This window comes from Streptomyces sp. JH002 (assembly GCF_050916115.1).
GTDB lineage: Bacteria > Actinomycetota > Actinomycetes > Streptomycetales > Streptomycetaceae > Streptomyces > Streptomyces xiamenensis.
On sequence record NZ_CP087989.1, the window covers coordinates 3,616,505 to 3,637,795 of the forward strand.

At 71.2% G+C, this 21,291-nt stretch carries 10 protein-coding genes; 7 read left to right on the top strand and 3 right to left on the bottom strand.

Going from position 1 to position 21,291, the window contains the following annotated elements; genetic code table 11:
• Positions 1-178 precede the first annotated feature (178 nt).
• On the top strand, positions 179-1,924 hold the full coding sequence (locus H7827_RS16380) for a hypothetical protein (RefSeq protein WP_432746110.1): 1,746 nt from the start codon (positions 179-181) through the stop codon (positions 1,922-1,924).
• A gap of 52 nt (positions 1,925-1,976) precedes the next feature.
• On the opposite strand, the gene H7827_RS16385 is transcribed toward H7827_RS16380, so the two are convergent.
• From H7827_RS16385 to H7827_RS16395, 3 genes are read right to left on the bottom strand one after another with little or no spacing between them, the layout of a single operon-like run.
• Positions 1,977-4,553 carry an ATP-binding protein gene (locus H7827_RS16385; RefSeq protein WP_432746112.1) on the bottom strand — a complete coding sequence of 859 codons (2,577 nt, stop codon included), beginning with the start codon at positions 4,551-4,553 and terminating at the stop codon, positions 1,977-1,979.
• A gap of 8 nt (positions 4,554-4,561) precedes the next feature.
• A complete protein-coding gene (locus H7827_RS16390) occupies positions 4,562-5,233 on the bottom strand; it encodes a DUF6879 family protein (protein ID WP_432746114.1) in 672 nt (223 codons plus the stop codon).
• Positions 5,226-5,495, bottom strand: coding sequence for a hypothetical protein (locus H7827_RS16395; RefSeq protein ID WP_432746117.1), 270 nt, complete (start codon positions 5,493-5,495; stop codon positions 5,226-5,228). The genes H7827_RS16390 and H7827_RS16395 overlap by 8 nt, the downstream gene beginning before the upstream one ends.
• 314 nt (positions 5,496-5,809) lie before the next feature.
• Between H7827_RS16395 and H7827_RS16400 the strand changes: the two genes are divergently transcribed.
• From H7827_RS16400 to H7827_RS16425, 6 genes are all read left to right on the top strand, one after another.
• Positions 5,810-6,079: a hypothetical protein gene (locus H7827_RS16400; RefSeq protein ID WP_432746119.1), complete on the top strand. Its 270-nt coding sequence runs from the start codon at positions 5,810-5,812 to the stop codon at positions 6,077-6,079.
• Complete coding sequence (locus tag H7827_RS16405) at positions 6,072-6,749, top strand: DUF6879 family protein (RefSeq protein ID WP_432746121.1); 678 nt, start codon at positions 6,072-6,074, stop codon at positions 6,747-6,749. Before H7827_RS16400 ends, H7827_RS16405 begins: the two co-directional genes overlap by 8 nt.
• 282 nt (positions 6,750-7,031) lie before the next feature.
• A complete protein-coding gene (locus tag H7827_RS16410) occupies positions 7,032-13,853 on the top strand; it encodes a DEAD/DEAH box helicase (RefSeq protein WP_432746123.1) in 6,822 nt (2,273 codons plus the stop codon).
• The gene (locus H7827_RS16415) at positions 13,850-16,168 is read left to right on the top strand and encodes a UvrD-helicase domain-containing protein (protein ID WP_432746126.1); all 2,319 of its coding nucleotides are present in this window, start codon (positions 13,850-13,852) and stop codon (positions 16,166-16,168) included. The genes H7827_RS16410 and H7827_RS16415 overlap by 4 nt, the downstream gene beginning before the upstream one ends.
• Before the next feature lie 144 nt (positions 16,169-16,312).
• Complete coding sequence (locus H7827_RS16420; RefSeq protein ID WP_432746127.1) at positions 16,313-20,386, top strand: AAA domain-containing protein; 4,074 nt, start codon at positions 16,313-16,315, stop codon at positions 20,384-20,386.
• The gene (locus H7827_RS16425) at positions 20,383-21,234 is read left to right on the top strand and encodes a hypothetical protein (protein ID WP_432746129.1); all 852 of its coding nucleotides are present in this window, start codon (positions 20,383-20,385) and stop codon (positions 21,232-21,234) included. The genes H7827_RS16420 and H7827_RS16425 overlap by 4 nt, the downstream gene beginning before the upstream one ends.
• Positions 21,235-21,291: the final 57 nt, after the last annotated feature.

A 21,291-nucleotide genomic window follows, 5' to 3' on the forward strand; every position in this document is an offset into this window, starting at 1 on the left:
GGCAGGGGCCGTCCACGTAACCTCCCACTCCGAAGCGTCCTGTGGCCCCGGGTCTGCCGCCGGGCGCCGCCGTATCGACCCGGTGGATTCGGCTCACACCGCACGGTGCCGGACCGTAGACTCCGCGATGACGCCGACGACATCCGGCCGTTGCGCGCTGTCACGGGGGAGGACACGCATGCAGGACCCTTCGGACTCGTCGGAGCACCGCGAGCCTGAGGAGGCCGGCCGGAGCGGGCCCGCCGACGTGCCCGGCGCCGAGGAGCCGACCGGCGACGTCCCCGCCGACGCCGCGACCACGTCAACGGTCGTGGCGGAGGTGCTTCCCGGGATCGCCGTTGTCTTCGGCCACCAGCTCCCCGCCGAGTTCAAGGGAGCCTTGACCGACTTCGGGCTCGTCTCGCCCGCCGACCGCGAAAGCATCTCCGCCGTCCTCGCCTCCGTGGGCGGCATGGCGACCGTGGGAGGCAACCTCGGCAGCGCCTTCACCAGCGCGCAAGGGCTCTACCGCATCGGTGACACGGGGCGGACCCTGCTGAACTCCGGTGCGACGCTCGCCGTCAAGGACGGCGCGAACCTCGGAGCGGTGCTGGTCAACGGCAAGATCGTCCATCAGGTCCGCTGGGTCCCGGTGCGCGCGATGAGCGCGGCACGGACCACGGCCGCGATCGGGCCCGCGCTGGCCATGGTCGCTCTCCAGTTGCAGTTGAGCGAGGTCGCGGGGCTCGTCAAGACCAACATCGAGCTGACCCGACAGGTGCTCACCGCCATCCACACCGAACAGCGCGCCGAACTGACGGCCCTGTGCGCCACCGTCGATCGCGCCATCGACCAGGCGCGGGAGATCGAAGCGGTCCCCGCCTCGCTGTGGGAGAACGTCGCGGGCAGCGAGGCGTCGCTGCGCAAACAACTCAACCTCTACTCGGAGAACATCGTCATCCACGTCGCCCGGATCGACGGTGCCGACGCACGTCGCCGTCGGGAGTACCTCCAGGCGCACGCCGAAGCCATCGTCTTCGACACCTTCGCCCTCCTGGACTCCCTCAAGGCCTGGACCGGATACCAGGCACTGCGCGTCGGGCGGGCGCGAGACTCCGGACGTGCGGATGCAACCGAGGCACGGTATGCCGATGTCCTGGTGCGGGACACCCGCGCCGAGTTCGACGCGGCGCTCGCCGGGATGACGGGCCTGGTCGCCTCGCTGACCCGGGAACTGCGCGTCATCGCCCTGCTCACCGGACGCGAAACACGGACACCGTCACTGACCGGGAAGCAGAGGAACGCGAAGACGGCTCGCGAGATCTCCGGCCGTCTCCTGGAAGCGATCGAGCCCCTCGCCCGCGTACTCCATCCGCCTGCCCCGCCGCTGACGGTTCCCGAGATCGTGTGCGCACCCGGGTCGCTGGACCCCGAGCCGTACCTGGGCATCCTGCGCTGGTTCCTCCAGGACGGTGAGACGCTGCGGGCTCTCGGCTTCCCCGAACAACTCGACTCCCTCGGCCCGCTGTCCGCGCTCCTGGGCGGAGCGAAGGAGAAACTGGCCGCCGTGCGGGACAAACCGGCCAGGACCCTGGTGGCCGTCACGGACCGCCGCGTCATCACGGCCAGGACCACCGTGTTCCTGGAACAGGGTGAGATCGCCCAGGACATTCCGATCGATCAGGTGCGTTATGTCCGGTCGGCGGCCTCACCGGACAAGGCCGGGCGCATGGCCATCGACCTCATCACCCGTGACGAGAACATCCGCTGGCTGTTCCCCACCGACATCGGCAGCCCGCACGTGTACGGACTCGCCGCCGTACTGGCCGAGTCGATGACCATCCCGGACGCCGAACGCCGGGATCTGCGGCAGCGGGGCCACACCGCCCTTCAGACGGGTACGAGCGGCGGCGAGGACAAGGGGCTGACAGAACCGTCCGGCTGACGCCCGGGCACCACGGCTTCCCACCGCCCCCCGCCAGGGCGCGTGCGGCGGTTCAGGCCAGCAGCGCGGTGAGGCGCTCCCGGAGTGCCACGGAGCGTGCGTCCTCGTAGGGAGTCAGCAGCCGGAGCGCCGCCGCCCGGTGCTGTGCGGCGGCGCTCCGTGGGTCCGCCGCTGCCGCTTCCGCCTCCGTGTCCGCGCCCGTTTCCGCGGTGGCACCGTCCCCGTCTCCCGCCGCTTCGAGGGCCCGCGCCAGCAGTTCCAGCGCCAGCGCCTCGTGCCACGCGTCGCCCAGCTCCCGCTGGACGGCTGCCGCCCGGCGGGCGAAGCCGGCCGCCAGGTCCGGGCGTCCCAGCGCGAGGTACGTCTGGCCGGTCTCCCACCACGCCAGCGCCTCGCGCCCCCGCAACCCCAGCCGCCGGTGCAGGGCGGCCGAGCGCTGGTAGCCGGCCAGGGCATCGTGGGGCAGCCCGTTGGCGCGCTGTGCGTTGCCGAGGGTGATGAGCCAGTACGCCTCGCCGATGTGGAACCGCAGCTCAAGGGCGAGGTCCACGGCCTCCTTGGCCGAGGCCAGCGCCGCCTCGACCCGGCCCGACTCGTTCTGGAGGGCGCTCAGCAGGTGCAGCGCGTTGCCCCTCGGGCGCAGGCCGGCCGGGCCCATCCCGGCGAAGACCGACAGCGCCTCCCGCACATCGGATTCCGCCCGGTCCAGCAGCCCGGCCCGGTACCGGGTCTCGCCCCGGTTGGCCAGGGCGAGAGCGTACCGGTGGCGTTCGCCCAGCATGTCCCACTGTCCGAGAGCCCGGACGAACCAGCTCTCCGCCTCCCCCAGCCGCCGGTCGCGCAGTTCGGTCACGCCCAGCAGGTTCAGGGATTCGGCCACCCCGTGCGCGTCCCCGAGCTCCCGGCGGATCGCCAGTGCCCGCTTGTGGTGCTCTCCGGCCGTAGCGGCCCGTCCCGCCTGGGTGTGGGTCATGCCGAGCCGTTCGTGCAGCAGCGCCTCCACGGCACGGTCTTCCTCCGCGCGCGCCGCGCGCAGTCCGGCCGTACCGATCGGCAGCCAGCCCGCCGCCCCACCGGACGGTGGCAGCGCGTCATGAAGGAGGGCCGCCAGCAACGAGAGTCGCCGTCGTTCACCGGCGCGTTCCGCCGCGCGGGCCAGCGGGAGGGCGTTCGCGTACTCCGTCTCCGTCCAGTCGACGGCCTGGTCGTAGTCGGCGAACGTCACGGCCGGCACACCCTCGCCCGGCCGGTCGAGGCCCACGGGCGCACCGTCCGGGGACAGCCGGGAGCGGGCTGCCGCTACCCCGTGCAGATACCAGTCGAGCAGCCGGCGCAGCGCCTCGCCGCGCTCCCGTGCCGTCTCCTCCCGCTCCGCCTGGTCCAGCGCGTAGGCGCGCAGCAGGTCGTGGAAGGTGTACCGGTCGGGGCCGCTCTGTTCCAGCAGGTGCGCGCCCACCAGGGTGTCCAGCAGTTGCCGTGCGCGCCGCCGCTCCGTCCCGGACAGCGCTGCGATGGCGTCCAGCCCGAAGCCCTGGCCCGGATGCAGGCCCAGCAGCCGGAAGATCCGGGCGGCGGGCGGGGGCAGCGCACGGTAGGACCAGGCGAAGACGGTGTGGACGGCCTCCGCCTCGTCGCCGTCACCCGCGCCCGCGCTGAGGGCGTCCCACAGGCCGGAGGCGTCACGCAGCTCATCGATCAGCCGGTCCAGGGGCAGGTGGGGGTGCACCACGGCACGTTCGGCCGCTATGCGCAGAGCGAGCGGCAGCCGGGCGCACCGGCGTGCCAGCTGGGCGAGAAGTTCCGGGTCATCGCCGTGTCGGTGGCGGGCGGTGACGGCGCGCAGCAGGGCGACGGCTTCCGGCTCCGGCAGGACTCCGAGGGTGAGGCGGTGCGCTCCGTCCCGGATGGTCAGGCCCGGCAGGCGTTCGCGGCTGGTGACGATGGCCAGCGAACCGGCCGTTCCGGGCAGTGCGGGCCGCACCTGAGCCGTGGTGGCCGCGTTGTCGAGAAGGACGAGCACGCGGCGGTTCGCCAGCAGGGAACGGTAGAGCGCCGCCGCCGCGTCGAGGTCCTGTGGCACGGCCGGGGCGGGGACACCCAGGGACGTGAGGAAGTACCGCAGCGCCTGCCCGCCGGAGAGCGGTGATCCGGGGTCGTAGCCGCGCAGATTGACGTACAGCTGGCCGTCGGGGAACGCGCCGCTTACCCGATGGGCCCAACGCAGCGCCAGGGAGGTCTTGCCCGCTCCGGCGGTGCCGGCGATCAGGCAGACCGTGGCCGCCGGTTCCCGGCGGTCGGTGCCGCCGTCGGCGGTGCCGGCGTCCGGGCTCGTGCCGATGCCGCCGGAGTCGGAGTCGGCGCCGAACGGACCGTCCATGCCGGTGAGGACGGCGTCCAGCTCGGCGAGCTGTTCCGCGCGGTTCACGAAGCCGCGCGGCGCTGAGGGCAGTTGCCGGGGCGGGTCGCGTCGTGCGGGCTCGCCGGAGGGGTGAAGGGCGGGGGAGTGGAAGTGCACTCCGCCGGTGATGCGGCCGGCCTGGACGGCGTCTCGTGCCGAACCCGACAGCTCGGACCAGCTGCCGGTGGTCGGCCACCGCTCGCTGTCCTCGTGTCCGCCGGCGTCCGGCACCGTGCGCTCTACCTCTCCGGCTCGCTGACGCGCGGTGCGGTGGGCCGGATGTACGGCTCGGTCACCGTCGGCGGCGGGAGGGGAGCCACCTCACGGTCGTGGAAGGCCACCATGTCCTGACCATGCGCGAACAGTTCCCGCAGGAAGCGTTCCCACGGCCGGACGAGCGCCGGATCGGTGAAGCGGATCGCCCCGTCCAGCAGGCCGTCATCGGTGTACTGGACGTGGTAGAGCCGCTCACCGCCGAGGACGACCAGTTCGGGCAGGTGAGCGTCGCTCTCGTAGGGGCGGACGGTCGAGCCGTCGACCACCCGGACCGGAGCCCCGCATTCCGCCTGCTGCCGCAGGGAGGTCAGTTCCCACTGGAGATAGGGCGTCAACGGCCGCTCCACCACCCGCACCCGGTGGAAGAGATGGCCTCGTCCCCGGCTCTCCCGTTCCGTGCGCACCTGCTCCCCGCGGCGCTCTTCCAGCAGCCGCAGCGAACGTTCCCAGTCGCCGTCCCGGTGTGCCTGCCAGCTGGGGTTGCGCGGCTCCTGGAAGCTCTGCCGGCGCTCCAGCTTCCACGAGGACCGGTGCGCGACGGCATCGTGGAAGGGCCAGAAGTCCGCCGGGTATCCGTCACGGGCCAGCCGGTCGCCGGCCGAGGGATCAAGGGCCGGTGGGTGTTCGTCAGGCATCCGGAATGTCCGCCTTGGCCGCGCTCAGTGTGGTGCCCGGGATGATGACGATCCGCTCGTCCGCCGCGACCTTGGCGTCCGCCGGGAGTCTTTCGAGATAGGCACTCGTCAGGTCGCGCCCGATGACGGCGATGTCACCGTTGTCGAGCTGCCAGATGTCCGGGCAGCCGTCCCGGTCATTGGTGTGGCCCAGCTCCGCCGGCGATTTTCCCAGCCGGCGGGTGAAGGAAGCGGTGCGATCCGCCTCCCATGGACGGGTCATGGTCCCCCCTGGCGCTGGAAACGTTCGGACCTTTGTGCGTCATGGCTGACGCTTCCTCAGGTTAGGAAGCGGCCTGCACGCGTGCAAGGGAGCGCGGGGAGCGTCAACCCGAATGAGGTGTACGCCCGGTGCGGTGTTGACCTGAGGTGGTGCGTGGCTGGTTCACGTGAGGCGACCGCTCGCATTCCGCACCACCGACCGGACCGGAGGGAGCGGCCGGACAACCGCTACGCCATTGTCGCGGGCACCCGCGATTCCCTACACTGAGTGACGGGCATTACACGCCCTGATCGGCTCGCGAGGGGGAAACGGCCATGGAACGTCACTGGGAGGCGGACCCGTCCGCCTTATTCGCCCGCCGACTGGGCAAGTCGGCGCGGGAACTGGGCAACTCCGACGAACGCGATCAGTGCCCGGACATCTGGCAGCTCGACAATGGTGACATCGCCGTCATCGGCCGTGACCTGACCAGCGCGTACCGCTCACGGCTTCCGGCGGGCGTCACGCTCGCCACGGACGAGCGGCTGGTCGTCATCCCCGGCAACATGCTCAGCGCGGCCAAGGCGGACATCCCCGATGCGTGACCCGGACCTCCCCACCCTGGATCCCTCACAAGGCACCTGGCTGGACAACCCCGCCTACCGCCGGGACTTCCGGGAGCGGACCACCGGAATCCGGGACGGCGGCTCCTGGAAGCTGGAACGCGCGCAGCACTTCGAGGAGCCGGCCAACCGCAGCCCCAGCCGGGAAGCACTCCGCCACGGAGACTGGGAAGCCTCCCTGCGGCTGCTGGAGGACCGTCGCGAGAGTCTCCTGAACGCCTGGCGCGAGGACCAGCGGCGCAACTACGTGTTCCACCGGGTGCGGGTGGTGGAATGGCCCCTGACCCCCTACGTCCAGTGGGAACTGCACTCGCTGCGGCAGCAGTCCGCGTACGGTGTGCCGGTCCGGGTGATCAGCGACGAGGCGGACGCCGTGCGGGCCCGGGAGACCCGGGGCAGCCTCCCCGAGATCGTCACCCACGACGGCTCCGCCCTCCACCACGTCCGCTACTCGGAGGCGGGGGACCCGCAGGGGGCGTATCTGTTCACCGACCCGGCGGTCGTGAGGCCTTGGGAGGACTACATCAAGGGCCTCTTCGAAGCAGGCGAAGACGTACGGACCTACGTCGAGCGCGACGTGGCACCGCTGCCCCCACCACGGCTCACCACGGCGAGGGAACCAGCGGCGGACACGGAGCAGCGGACACGGTGAGCGCGGAGAACGAACTGTCGGTGGTGACGAACCGGGGCCGGCTGTCCGGCCTCGCCGTACGGGTCGGCGCCCACCGCCTGACCCTGGGGACCCTGCCCGAGCCGGGGTAGCACTGAGAGAAGCGCGGCACGCCCGCGCCCTGAGCGGGTCCTGAGCGCCGCGACGCCTTCACCGTGAACCACGGGGCCCGTGGGGCGGTACGTGTGCATGAGGTGTACGCCCGGTGTGTGGTTGACATAGGGTAATGCGCTCGAAGTCTTCCGTGACGGGGGTTGGGGCACGATGAGACCGACGCTGGAGGCGCGGGGGCTGAAGGAGAACCTGCTCCAGTACCTCTCCACCACCTACGCGTTGACCGACGAGGGGGCCAGGGAAGCCCTGCACCGGTTCCTGGGGGACGACACCTCCGGGATGTTCCGGGGCCCCTATCTCCGCATCCGGGCCCCGTTCACCGTCGCGGAAGACCAGGCGTGGCGACGGACCCTCGACTGGGCCCCGTACGGGTTCACCCCGTACGCCCACCAGGCCCGTGCCTTCGCGCGGCTGTCCTCCGCGCGCGGACACACCCCGCTGCCCACCCTCATCACCACCGGTACCGGCTCCGGGAAGACCGAGTCGTTCCTCTTCCCCGTGCTCGACCACTGTGCCCGCGAGCGCGCCGCGGGCACCCCGGGGGTCAAGGCACTGCTGCTGTACCCGATGAACGCGCTCGCCACCGACCAGGCGCAGCGCATCAACGAACTTCTCATCCGTCACCGCGAGCTGAGCGGTGTCACCGCGGGGCTGTACATCGGCGAGCGGTCCGCCATCCGCTACGAACGGGTGGAGACCCGGCGTTCGGCGATGCAGTCCTCGCCGCCCGACATCCTCATCACCAACTACAAGATGCTGGACCTGCTGCTCCAGCGGGCTGACGACGCCCCGTTGTGGCACCAAGCCGATCTGCGCTATGCCGTCGTCGACGAGTTCCACACCTACGACGGTGCCCAGGGCACCGACGTGGCCATGCTGCTGCGCCGGCTGGCCGCCGCGCTCGGCGCCTCCCGGGAGGGCCGGCCGCTCGGAGACATCTGCCCGGTGGCCACCTCCGCCACCCTGGCCTCCGGAGCAACCGACGACGCGGGCACGGAACGGCTGCGCACCGTGGCCGGGCAGGTGTTCGCGACCCCGTTCCCGGTCGACGCGGTCATCGGCGAGGAACGGCAGCCCGTGGACGCCCTCCTGCCCTGGGACGCCATCGACTGGCGGCTGCCCCTGCCCACTCCCGAGGAGCTGACGGCCCTTCCGGACCCGGCCCGGGGCGAAGAGGAGTTCGCGGATCTGGTCGAGGCCGTGACCGGTACCCGGAACACCGACCCGCACGTCCTGGGCGAGGTCATGAAGCGGCACATCCTCACCCGGGCCGTCCTGGCCTCCCTCGCCGACGGGCTCAGGTCGGCTCCCGATGTGCTGGACGCGCTGCGGCAGCACGGCGCCTCCTCGTGGGGGCGCTCCATCACCGAGCGGCCCGGGGTGAGCGCCGACGCGCTGGCCCGGCTCATCGCCCTCCTGTCGGTGGCCCGCGATCCCCAATCGCCCCCCGGGGAGCGGGCGCGCCCGTTCGTCCATGTGGAAGTGCACCAGTGGGCGCGGTCGGTGACCCGGCTGCTGCGCGGGGTACTGCCGTGGCCGCGCGCCGAGTTCCGCTGGGACGCGGCGGACGTCCGGGACGAGAGGGCCACGGCGGCCGACCGGGCCGCCCCCGTGCACACCGGCACCTCCGGCCAGGTCGCCAATCTCTTCCTGCCCGCCGTGTACTGCCGCGAGTGCGGCCGGTCCGGCTGGGCGGTGTTCTCGCCGGAGAGCGACGATCAGGCCGTCGAGTTCGACCCGGCCCGCATCCGGCGGGCATCCACCAGCCAGGACAAGCTGCGGGTCCGGAACCTGATCGTCGCCACCGACGGTGAGGCGGGAGAGGGCGCCGCCCGCGGACCGGTGCGGGTCAGCGGCCGCACCCAGGGGAACACGGGTTCCGGGCGGCCCACTCAACTGCACGGCGCCGGCGGCATGCTGATGGTGCTGGACGGGGTGAACGGACGGCTGCGCCCGCCCGACCCGGCCCGGGACTACGACCCGGCCACCGGCGAGCCGGACCTGAAGTCGCCGGACACCGCCTTCGTCCTGGCCCTTCTCGGCGAGACCGCCAACACGGCCGGCAAGGAGGACTGGTGCCCCGCCTGCGGCGAGCGGCAGGCCATCCGCTATCTGGGCACCGGCCCCGCCGCCCTCGCCGCCGCCGCGATCACCCGGCTGTTCACCGGGAACGAACTGGGCAGGGACCGCCGGGAGCGCAAGACGCTCATGTTCAGTGACTCCGTCCAGGACGCCGCGCACCGGGCCGGGTTCGTCGCCAACCGCTCCTACACCTTCTCACTGCGCGCTCTGCTCAAGGGGCAGCTGAGCGCCGAGCGACCCACCGCGCTCCACGACCTGATCGCCGACACGGTCGCGGCCACCACCGACCCCGAGGTGCTGGCGGCGGTCGTACCCCCGGACCTGCACGGGCTGCGCAACGTGCCCACTCTGCTGGAGGGCGCCGGACGCGGCGGAGATCTGCGCACCTGGCGGCTGGTCGGGGAACGGCTCGCGTTCGACACCGTCATGGAGTTCGGGTTCGGCTCCCGCCGGGGCCGCACGCTGGAGCTGACCCGGACCGTCGCGGCGTCCGTCCGGATCGCCGACCCGGACGCGGCGGCGGCGCTGGTGCGCTCCGTGCACCTGGACCCGGAGGCCAGGCACCGGCACGGACCGGAGCCGGAGGAGCAGACCCCGCAGCGGTATCTGGGCTTCCTGCGGGTGCTGCTGGAACGTCTGCGGACCCGTGGCGCCGTCGGACACCGCTGGCTGGATCGGTACACGGAACGGATGGGGACCGACCGTTACTTCATCAACGGGCGGCGGGCGCAGGGCATGCGGGCGTTCCCGCCGTGGGTGGCGGCACCCGTGTTCCTGCTCGACAAGCCGAAGGCGGGCAGCGAGTTCGACTTCGCGACCGGCCGGCTGTCCTGGTACGAGCGGTGGGCGCAGAGCGCCCTGCGGCTCACCCGGGAACAGGCACCGGACTTCTGGCTACGACTGCTGCCCGCCCTGCACGAGGCCGGGCTGCTGGCCTCCCGGGTACCCGGTGACAGCGCGCTGCGGGTGTACGGGCTGCGGCCGGGCGGCATCGAAGCGGTCCTGCTGACGGACGAGCAGGTCAACACCGCCTATGTGCGCTGCCCGCACTGCTTCTGGGAGCAGACCGTGCCGCCCGCTCAACTGGCCCAGTGGGACGGCCAGCCCTGCCCCACCTACCGCTGCACCCGCCGCCCGGACGCGCTGCTGGTCGCCGGGGACCGGGCGGCCGAACAGAACATCCACCACCGGGACCGCGACTACCGCGACGACTACTACCGGCGGCTGTACCGCGAGGCCGGCACGTACCAGGTGATCACCGCCGAACACACCGGGCTGCTGGAGCGGGCCCAGCGCGAGGAGACGGAACGGGCCTTCAAAGCGGGCGAGCGGTTCAACGATCCGAACGTCCTGGCCTGTACCCCGACGCTGGAGATGGGCATCGACATCGGGGACCTCTCGGCCGTGGTGCTCGCCTCGCTGCCGCGCACCCCGGCCGGCTACACCCAGCGCGTGGGCCGGGCCGGCCGCCGGGACGGGAACGCCTTCCTGCTCACCATCCCGGAGCGCAAACGGCGCGACCTGTACTTCCTGGAAGAACCGGTGAAGATGATCGCCGGCGAGATCGTGCCGCCCGGCTGCCATCTGTCGGCGGTGGAGATCCTGCGCCGCCAGTACCTGGCGCACCTGCTGGATCTGGCGGCACGCGGGGAACTGGCCCATCCGGAGCAGGGCGTAGGCGCCCCGTCCTCCGGTGGCCCCGTGGCGCTGGGCGCGCTGCCCCGCAGGGCACCCCAGTTGTTCGGGCCTCTCGGCTATCTGGCCGAGCTGGTGGAGTGTGCCCTGGCCCGGGGCGAGGAACTGGCGGACCGTTTCCTGGCGTTGTTCCCCGAGGGCGTGAGCGAGGAGTCGGCGGACGAACTGCGCCGGTACGCCACGGGCGGTCTGCGCGGCGCCGCCGAGCGGGCCGAGGCGGAGTGGTGGAGCCATGACCGCGCCCTGCGGGCCCGGCTGGACGCCATCGCCGACGCCCACCAGGAGCTGACGGAACGGGAGGAACGCCAGGGCGCGGACGAGGAGGAGAAGCGGCAGCTCGCCGAACTGGACGCCGAACGGCGCGGGGTCGGCAAGCAGCTGATGCGGCTGGGCGAGGTGCCCGCGCAGCAGGCCCTGTGCGATGCCGGGCTGCTGCCCAACTACGCGCTCGCCGACACCAGGACCACCCTCAGCGCCGGCCTGTACACGCGGGACGGGGAGCACCCTGTTACCGGCCGGGCCCAGTACCGGAACGATCCCCGGACATACGAGCGGCCCCGGCGGTTCGCGGTGACCGAGCTGGCGCCGGGCAACACCTTCTACGCCAACGGCTACCGGCACCGGATCACCGGCCTGGAGATCGGCACCCCTGGCCACCGGGCATGGCAGACCTGGCGACTGTGCCAGGACTGCGGCTACGTGCGTACGGCGGACGCGGAGACCGACACCAGCCCGTGCCCCCGCTGCCACTCGATGCGGCTCGCGGACGACGGCTCCTCGCTCTTCCGGGTGATCCAGCCATCCACCGTCACCTCCTGGGACCGGGCCGAGGACGCCCGGATCCGCGACGACCGGGACGAACGCGACTTCCGCACCTACCAGGTGGTGGACGCCGTGGACATCCCGCCGGAGGCGATCGAGCCCGGGAAGTCCTGGCGGCACACCTCCCAGACGTTCGGTGTGGACTTCACCCGTGCCGCCGTGATCCGCAAGGTGAACGTCGGCGTGGCCCGCCAGGGACTGCCCGCCCGGGAGGAGATCGCCGGGCAGTCGGTGCGGCTGAACCCGTTCCACGTGTGCACGGGGTGCGGGGCAGCCACGGCCGACGGGCAGCCGCTGTTCGAGCACGAGCCGGACGGGGCCTCGTCCTCGGGCGGTCGTGAACCCCGGCTGCGGAACCACCGGCCGTGGTGTCCGCGCCGCAGGGGCCGTACGTCCTCGGCAGCGGGGGAGCCGGTCCGGGACGAACGGCTGCTGCTGGCCCACGAACTGCACACCGAGGCGCTGCGGGTGCTGCTGCCCGCGGCCACCATGCTGGTGCAGGAGAAGATCCACTCCTTCCGGGCGGCTCTGCGGCTCGGAGTGGACCAGCACTTCGGCGGCGACCCGCAGCACCTGGACACGACCATGGCCTCCATGCCCGACGCGGGGACCGGGGAGCGGCGCTGGTTCCTGGTGCTGTTCGACACGCTGCCCGGCGGCACCGGCTACCTGCACCGGCTCGTCGACCCGGACACCTTCCGGCAGACCCTGGCCGACGCCCACCGCGCGCTGACCGAGTGCCCGTGCGCGGAGGAGGAACGCCGCGCCTGCCATCGCTGTCTGCGCCGCTACACACCCGACGAGCACCAGGACGTGGTGTCCCGGCGGGAAGCCCTCGATCTGATCGAGTCGCTGCTGACGGGCCCCGACGGCGAGGACATCTGGGCAACGGAGCCGGTGGGGCACACCGGCCTCATCGGACTGGACGCCCAGGTCGAATCCGATCTGGAGGCCCGGTTCCTCGCGATTCTGCGTGACTGGTCGAAGCGGCAGGAGGACGCGGCGCTGGACGAGGACGGCCGGGCGAGCGGACATCTGCGGTTCACGGGCGGGTCCTCGGTGACGCACTGGCGGCTGACCGCGCAGCAGCGGCTGCGGGGGACGCGTACCGACTTCACCTTCACCCGCGCCGACGGTCAGGCCCGCAGTGTCAAGGTCTACCTCGACGGCCGCCGCTTCCACGCCACCGGGGAACACAACCGGCTGGCGCAGGACGCGGCGCGGCGCAACGCGCTGCGGGCGGACGGACAGGTGGTCTTCCAGCTGACGTGGGACGACCTGGACCTGTTCGAAGGGCGTTCCGGGCGGGCGCGTCCGGTGTGGCCGCCGTACGGGCCCGTCCCGCAGGAGGGTGCGAAGGACCTGTACGAGCAGTGCGGGGGCAGCCGGGCGGGCTTCGCCGGGCAGGTGTACGTCAATCCCCTGGACACGCTGCTGGCCTATCTGCGGGACCCCGAGGACCGGGTGTGGGCTCTGCGGGCCGGTGCCCTGGTCAGTGGGCTGATGGCGGTGCCGTCGGTGGAGCCGGTGGCGTCCACGCGCTCGCGGGCCGGTGTCGTCCAGGGGCTGAGGAAGGCCCTCACCGGTGACGGGACCGGGGAGAGCGAACCGGCCGAGGACGCCGTGCACATCTTCCGGGCGCACGACGCCACCGGGCTGCCGCTGGTGTTCACCACGGTGGTCGACGACACGGGGCTGCCGCGGTGGAGCCTGCTGGCCGTACTGGACGACTCGGCCCCGGCCCTGGAGCGCGAGCAGCACCGGGACCAGTGGCGCGCGTGGCTGTACTGGACCAATCTCGCCCAGTTCCTGGACCGTGCCGGCGGGGACGGTGTCCAGCTCACGACGGGCGGCGTGGACGCCTACCCGCTGGAGGCGCTCGCGGTGTGCGGCGGCGCGCGCTCCGGGAGGGAACCGGACACGGAGCCGGTCGCGCGGGCACGGGCACAGGACCCCGAGCACGCCGCCGTGGTCCGGGCGCGGCTCGCGGATGTGCTGCGCGACCCGGAGTGGGAGCGCGGCATCCTGCCGTTCCTCAACGAGGACGGCACCGAACCCGAACTCGCGGAGCTCGCCGACCGGCTGGCCGCGGCCGGAAAGAAGGCCCCGGTCTGCGGCCACGAGCTGGGATCCGGACACTGGCTGGCCGAATTCGCCTGGGAGGAGCACGGACTGAAGGTCGCTGTCGTACCCGGCGGTCATCATGGACCGGGGGCGGAGGGCGATCAGGAGGCCGAGCGGCGGGACGCGGCCTACGCCGCGGCCGGCTGGACGGTACGCACCGCCGCCGGCTGGCTGGAGCACTTCGAGTCGATGATCGCGCTGCTGCCCGACGCGCCGCAGAAACCGAAAAGTGAGGGTGCCGCCCGATGAACGCCCGGCTCAGTCTGTACCAGAAGGCCGAAGAGGAGCTGTACAAGCTCGACCGGACCGTCAAGAGCGACTTCTACAACTTCTGTCACCGGTTCCGGCTCAACCCCGATCACCCGGGGCTCGACCTCAAACCGCTCAAGGGCAACGCGCGGATCTACCGGGCGAAGCTCGGCAGTTCCTACCGCGTCCTGCTGGCACGGGCCGGAGAGGACGTCAAGGGCCTGCCGAGCTGGCTGGTGCTCGCCGTCCGGCACCGCAAGGACGTGTACGAGCAGCTCGATGTCGCCGTCAACCGGATCAGCGGCGAGATCGAGTTCGTCGATCTGTCCGTGGTCGGGGAGAGCACCTTGCGCCGGGCCGGGGTGCGGCTGACCCGGGCGGAACCCGAAGCGGCGCCGGCGCCCGAGGAAGTTCCCGCGCCCGCTGCCGAACCCGTCAGCACCCCGCCCGCCACCCCGTTGCTCACCGGGCTCACCGCCGCTGAACTGCGGGACCTCGGTGTCGCCGAGCCGCTGATCGACCTCGCGCTGGCCGTCACCGACGAGGCGGAGCTCGACTCCCTGGTCCGGGACGCCCCCCTGCTGTCCAAGGACGTGCTGTACGGACTGGCGGCCGGAATGCCGCCGGAGGACATCCGGGCCGAGATCACCAGTCAGATGCGGGCCGACTCCCCTGTGGACCCGGACGACTTCGGCTCGGCGCTGAGCCGGATGACGGTCACCACGGTGGACGAGGATGTCCAGGCCGCCATCGAGGAGGGCGACTTCCGGCTCTGGAAGGTCTTTCTGCACCCCAGCCAGGCGCGGCTGGTGGAGCGGGAGTACAGCGGCCCGGCCCGGGTCTCCGGGGGGCCGGGCACCGGCAAGACCATCGTCGCCCTGCACCGGGTGCACCACCTGGCGCGGCAGCTTCCGTCCGGTCACAGCAAGCCGATCCTGCTCACCACCTTCACCAAGAACCTCACCACCGAGCTGCGTGCCCGGCTGTCCTCCCTCATGGCGCCCGAGCTGATGGCCCGGGTGGACATCGTCAACATCGACCAGCTCGCGGCCCGGGTGGCCGGCGAGAGCGCGCCGCCCGGACGGATCAAGAACCGGGTCGAGGACCGGGTAGCGCTGCGCGAGCTGCGGCACCTCCTGGCGGAGGCGGAACTGGAATCCGGACCGGTCGGCTGGGACGCGGAGTTCCTCTTCGAGGAGTGGGAGCAGGTCATCCTCGGCCAGTCCGTGCCGACCCGCGCCGCGTACTTCCGGGCCCGCCGCGCCGGCCGGGGCAAGGCACTCACCCGCCCCGACCGGGACCGGGTGTGGAAGCTCATCGAGCAGTTCACCGCGCGGCTGGACAAGCTCGGCGTCGAAACCTGGGGCCAGTCGGCCGAGCGGGCGGCCCGTTTCGAGATCGAGCGTGCCGCGAAGATCGCGGCACGCCGTGAGCACAAGGCGGAGATCGGCGGCGGCGACCTGGTGCACCGGGACGGCGACGACGGCTCCGGCATGCGGTATCTGCGGCACCGCTACCGGCACATCGTGGTGGACGAGGCCCAGGATCTGCGGCCCGCCCACTGGAAGATGCTGCGGGCCATGGCCGAGCCGGGCCCCGACGACCTGTTCATCGCGGGCGACACCCACCAGCGCCTGTACGGCAACCAGGTCGCGCTGGGCGCCGTCGGGATCAACATCCGGGGCCGGGCCTCCCGGCTCACCCTCAGCTACCGGACCACCCGCGAGATCCTGGCCGAGGCCATGGCGGTGGTCCGGGGCGAGAGCTTCGACGATCTCGACGACGGCACCGACACTCTCGACGGGTACCGCTCGGTCCTGCGCGGCCCGGCCCCCCTGCTGGCCGGCTACGCCACCTGGGACGACGAACTGGCCGCGCTGGCACAGACCCTGCTGGCCTGGCGGACCGAGCTGACCGGGGGAGAGGGCGGCGCGGCCGGTGTTTCGGGCAGGATCGCGGTGTGTGCCGCCGACCAGGAGCGGGTCGGCCGGATCGCGGAGTACCTGGCCCGGCACGCGGGACTGACATGCGCGGAACTCACCAAGGACGGGCCGCGGGGCGGCGGCGAGATCCATGTGGGCACGATGCACCGGCTGAAGGGCCTGGAGTATCAGCGGCTCGCCATCGCCGGAGTCAGCGAGGGGGTGCTGCCGCGTTCGGCAGTGTCCGGCAGGCCGCGGACCGAGGACCCGCAGCGTTCCGCGCGCGAGCTGCGGCGGGCCCGCTCCGTCCTCTTCGTGGCGGCGACCCGGGCCCGCGACGTCCTGAGCATCACCTGGCACGGGGCCCCGAGCCCGCTGCTGGGAGTTCGCTGAGGAGAGCCCCATGGGGGGCTCGCAAGCCCATGATTTCTGTACTTGAGTGCCTTGTCATGCTCTATCCTGATGGGTTCGCCGGTTGGAGGTGAACTCCGGTGGTGCCTGGCCGGGATGAGTGATGGTGTACCCGGGAGGGGAGCTGTGAACGGCACGGACCCGTACGCACAGGTGGACAGGGTGACCGCCGAGGCGCATCAGTGGGCGGATGACCTCATCGATCTGGGGCCCAGGAACACCCTGCTGCACTTCAAGAACACCAAGACAGCAAGCCTGGATCTCACGGGTGCGCCCGCCGCTGCTCTCGGCGCACTGGTGGAGGGCCGGGGTGTCCGGCTGAAGGATCTGTTTCCGGGAGCCACCGAGCACCGCGACGCGTGCGCCAGGGCACGTGGGCTACGGCGCAAGCTTGTCGAACTGGCCGAGGAACAGGGCGTCGAAGCCGGTGGGCTCGGCCGCGGCCTGCTGTGCGTCGAACCGCCGACAACGCGCGGCACCACCCCTGTGAAGCCGCTGCGGGCCCCGCTGCTGCTGCAACCGCTGACGGTGCGGGCGCACACCGCTTCGGAGAACGACTTCGTGCTGGATGTCGGCGCCGACGCGGAGATCAATCCCGTCCTGCTGTACGCGCTGAGCCGCCTGTTCGGCCTGAACTCCGACATCGAGGAACTCACCGACAAGGCCGTAGCCGCCCTGGAGGAGTGCGCCGATTCCGCCGACCAGTTGTGTGCGGTGTACGAGGTGATCGCCAACGCGCTCACCGAAGCGGGCCTGTCCGGGACCATGGAAGACGCCGTGGTGGCGGGAGTCTTCAGCTTCGACCGCCTGCCGATGGTCAACGATCTGCGCAACGCGGGGGAACTGCTCGGCACCCATCCCATCGTCGCCGCCCTTGCCGGGGACGATGTCGCTAAACGTCAGTTGGCTGAGGGATCGGGCCTGAGTGATCCGGTCGGCGCCGACGCGCTGCCGCCGCGTCTGGAGTACCTCGTCCAGGACGCGGACGCCTCCCAGCAGCGCGCTCTCAGTACCGCGCTGGCCGGTGAGCACCTGGTCATCGAAGGGCCGCCCGGCACCGGGAAGAGCCAGACCATCGCCAACCTCATCGCCGGCTTCGCCGCGCTGGGGCAGCGCGTGCTGTTCGTGGCGGAGAAGCGGGCCGCCATTGAAGCCGTCACCGACCGACTCGCCCGCGTCGATCTCGACGGCCTCGTGTTCGATCTGCACGGCAACAAACTGAACCGGGGACAGATCGCCAAACAACTGGCGGACAGCCTGGACCGGGCCGGACAGGAACCGCAGCCCCGCCCCGGTGACCTGCACGAGCGGCTGGACCATCACCGTTCTCAGGCGATACGGCATGCCGAGGAGTTTCACCGGCGGTACGACCCGTGGGGCATCAGCGCCTACGAGGCCATCAGCAGTCTTGCCGAGTGCAGCACCGAACACCGGATCAGGCTGCGACTGCGCGGAGCGGATCTGCAGCGGCTGGGAGAAGGCCAACTGCGACAGGCCCGGCACGACCTGCGCTCGTTCGTCTCGCAACAGGGCCTTCGCGTCCGGCGCGCGGAGTCACCGTGGTCCCGGGCCCGCGTGCGCGATGAGGCGGAACTGCGCTCCGTGGTGGCCGTCCTCGACCAGTTGACCGGCACGGCCCTGCGTGACACCCGCCGCGAGATGGAGGACCTCGTCCGTGCGGCCGGACTGCGGCCGGCCACCGACCTCAACGGCTGGCAACGGCTACTCGAGTTGCTGGAGGAGATCACCGGCACTCTGGCGGTCTTCGATCAGGAGATCTTCGGAGAGCAACTGGACGAGCTGACCGCTGCGACTGCCGATCGTGCCTGGCGCAGGCATCGTGGCATACGGATCGGGTGGTGGCAGCGACGCAGACTGCTCGGTACGGCCCGGGGACTGCGCAGCGACGCCCTTCGGGACCGGCACGCACTGCACGCGGCTCTGGTCGGCGTTCAGCAACAGCGCACCGCGTGGCGGTCACTGGCCGAGCACGGTGGCACGCCGTCAGCCGTCGAGGGTCTGCCCCGAGTGCTGGCGCATTTTTCCGAACTGCGCAACTGGCTTGCCGCCGTGGCCCTCCACACACGGTTTGAGGGGATGGAATCCCGCCCTCAGGAAGAATTCGACCATGTGATCCAGCAGTTGGAGGATGACCGGGACACCCTGATGCGCATGCCGGAGCTCAACCAGCTCACCGAGCGGCTTCACTCCGTCGGTCTCGGCCCCCTGCTGGACGAACTCGCGAAGCGCGACGCCGACACGGACGCGGCCGTCCGCATCCTCGACGCGGTCTGGTGGTCCTCGGTGCTGGACGAGATCACCTTCCGGTCGCCCCACATCCGTACCTTCAACGGCGGCGAACACGGTCACACGGTGGAGGAGTTCCGCCGGGGGGACATTCAGCACATCGCCGGCAACGCCCAGCGGGTGCGCTACAAGGTCGCCACACAGCTGCGGAAGACGCGTGACCTGCATCCGGATCAGAGCGCCTTGGTACGCACCCAAGCGCGGCGCAAGAGGGGGCACCTCGCGTTGCGCAAACTGGTGGAGAAGGCTCCCGATGTGCTGCTCGCTGCCAAGCCCTGCTGGGCCATGTCGCCGCTCGTCGTGAGCCGGGTGCTCCCCTTGGAGCAGCTGTTCGATGTGGTGATCTTCGACGAGGCCAGCCAGATCCTGCCATCCGACGCGGTCACGTCCATCATGCGTGCGCAGCGCGTCGTCGTCGCCGGTGACTCCCGTCAGCTGCCGCCGACCAACTTCTTTCAGCGAGCACTCAGTGGTGCATCGGACGAGGACGGGCACGAGGAGTCGGCGGATCTGCGGGACTACGAATCGCTGCTCGATGTGCTGGGCGCCCGGTTGCCGCACCGCCAGATGCTGCGCTGGCACTACCGCAGCAGCGATGAACGGCTCATCGCCTTCTCCAACCGCGAGATCTATGACAATCAGCTCGTCACCTTCCCCGGTACCGCACTGGAGAGCCCCGTGCGCCTGGAAGTGGTGGACGGCCGTGCCGCTCCCGGCCAGAACGGATCCGCACCACAAGAAGTCGAGCGCGTGGTGGCACTGGCCCTGGAGCACGCCGCCGAACATCCTCGGCTCAGCCTCGGGGTCATCACCATGGGGCGGGCGCACGCCGACCGGATCGACATGGCGCTCCGCCAAGCTTTGACGAAAACCCCCCAGCTCCAGCCGTTCTTCAGCCCCGAGGCCGGGCCGGGACGCCGATTCTTCATCAAGAGTCTCGAACAGGTACAGGGCGACGAACGGGACGCCATCATCCTGAGCATCGGCTACGCCAAGGCCGCCACGGGCCGTCTGAGCATGAACTTCGGCCCGCTCACCAACGAGGGAGGCGAGCGGCGGCTGAATGTCGCCGTGACCCGGGCGCGGGAACTCATGACCGTCGTCAGCTCCTTCTCCCACGAGGATTTCGACCCTCGGGCCCTCGCCGCCACGAAGCATCAGGGTGCCGAGCTGCTGCGCCGTTTTCTGGAGTACTGCGCCCATCGGGGCGACACCAGCTCGGCCGGAAGGGCACAGCCTGCCTACGAACTGAACGGCTTCGAACGGCAGATCCTGAGTGCCCTGGAGCAGGAGGACGTGCCCGTCGTTCCGCAGTGGGGGGTATCGGGATATCGCATCGACTTCGCGCTCGGACACCCCGACCGTCCCGGGCAGATGGTGCTCGCGGTCGAGGCGGACGGCGACCGCTACCACCGGGCACCGAGCGCCCGGGACCGGGACCGGCTGCGGCAGGACCATCTGGAAAGGCTCGGCTGGCGCTTCCACCGCGTCTGGGCTGCCGACTGGTTCCGGGACCCGGGGAAGGAGAGCGCTCGTGTCCTGGCGGCATGGCGAGCAGCTGCCGCAGCTGTCGGTGAGCCGCTCTCCTCGGTCGACGACCCGGTCATCCACCCGGTCGCCCCCGCTGTGGTCCTGCCCGACCCGCCGACGGCGCGCCGTGCGCCGCGCCCAGCGCTGCCGTCGCACCGGAGCATCAAGGACTACACCGATCGGGAGCTCTACCGGCTCGCCCTCTGGATTCTCGGTGACGGTTTCCAGCTCGACCGGGACGCCCGCATCGGTGAGGCCATCGCAGAACTCGGCTTCAAGAAGCGGGGCCGGATCATCGTGGAACGCCTCACCCAGGCCTTCGACCAAGCCCAACGTGCCATGGACAAGGAGAGCCCCGCATGACCCAGCCGCTCGACCCGAAGACCATCGAGCGCATCGCCTGCCTGATCGTCGACATGGACGGCCCTTACGAACGCCGTGGCTGGCAGCTCGACCAGTTGCTCCGGCATGCGGGGTGGCACAACCCGCCGGAATACGACGGCAGCCAGCGCATCGCCTGGATGACAGAGGTGATCACGGAGGCAGCGGGGGACTCGGTCGCCATTGAACGGCTGTTGTGCCGTATCTGCGACCCCTTGGAGTATGACGACGGCTCCGCTACCGCGGACGTGATCCAGGAGGAGCTCAACCGCATCCTCGCGGCGGAAGGGCTGGCAGTGCGCCGGATCGCGGGCCGTCCCGCGCTCGGCCGGCTCACCGACGACAGGCAGTCCACCGTCTTCACCGCGCCGGACGACCTCGAAGCACGTCTGCGGCCGTTGGTCAGCAGCGAGGACGTGCTCCGGCAACTGCTCGACAGGGCAAACGAGGCGCGGATCTGTGAACAGGGCGGCGCCTATGTCATGGCTCTCGCCGGTATCGGCAGCTTCACCGAAGGACTCCTTCTCGATGTCCTCACCTTGAGGGACCCCGATCTGCTCAAGGGCTTCCCTTACCCGCAGAGCACCAAGCGCAAAGAGCTGAAGCGGGTGGGGCTGGCACAACTGCTTGACACAGCTCATCAGCGCGGCCTGATCCGCACAGATCGCCACGAATTCATGAAGATTGTCACCGACTACCGCAACTTCGTTCATATCCGAGCCCAGCAGACCCGCGGGGTTACGCCCGACCGGCACACGGTCGGTATGTGCTGGGGGCCGGTACGCGTCGTCTTGGAGGACCTGGAGACCAGTAACGCATCCCATTCGTAAGGGAGGGCCGGCGCTCACCTGTCGGCTGTACGGGCCCCGGCGCAGCGCGTCAGGGCC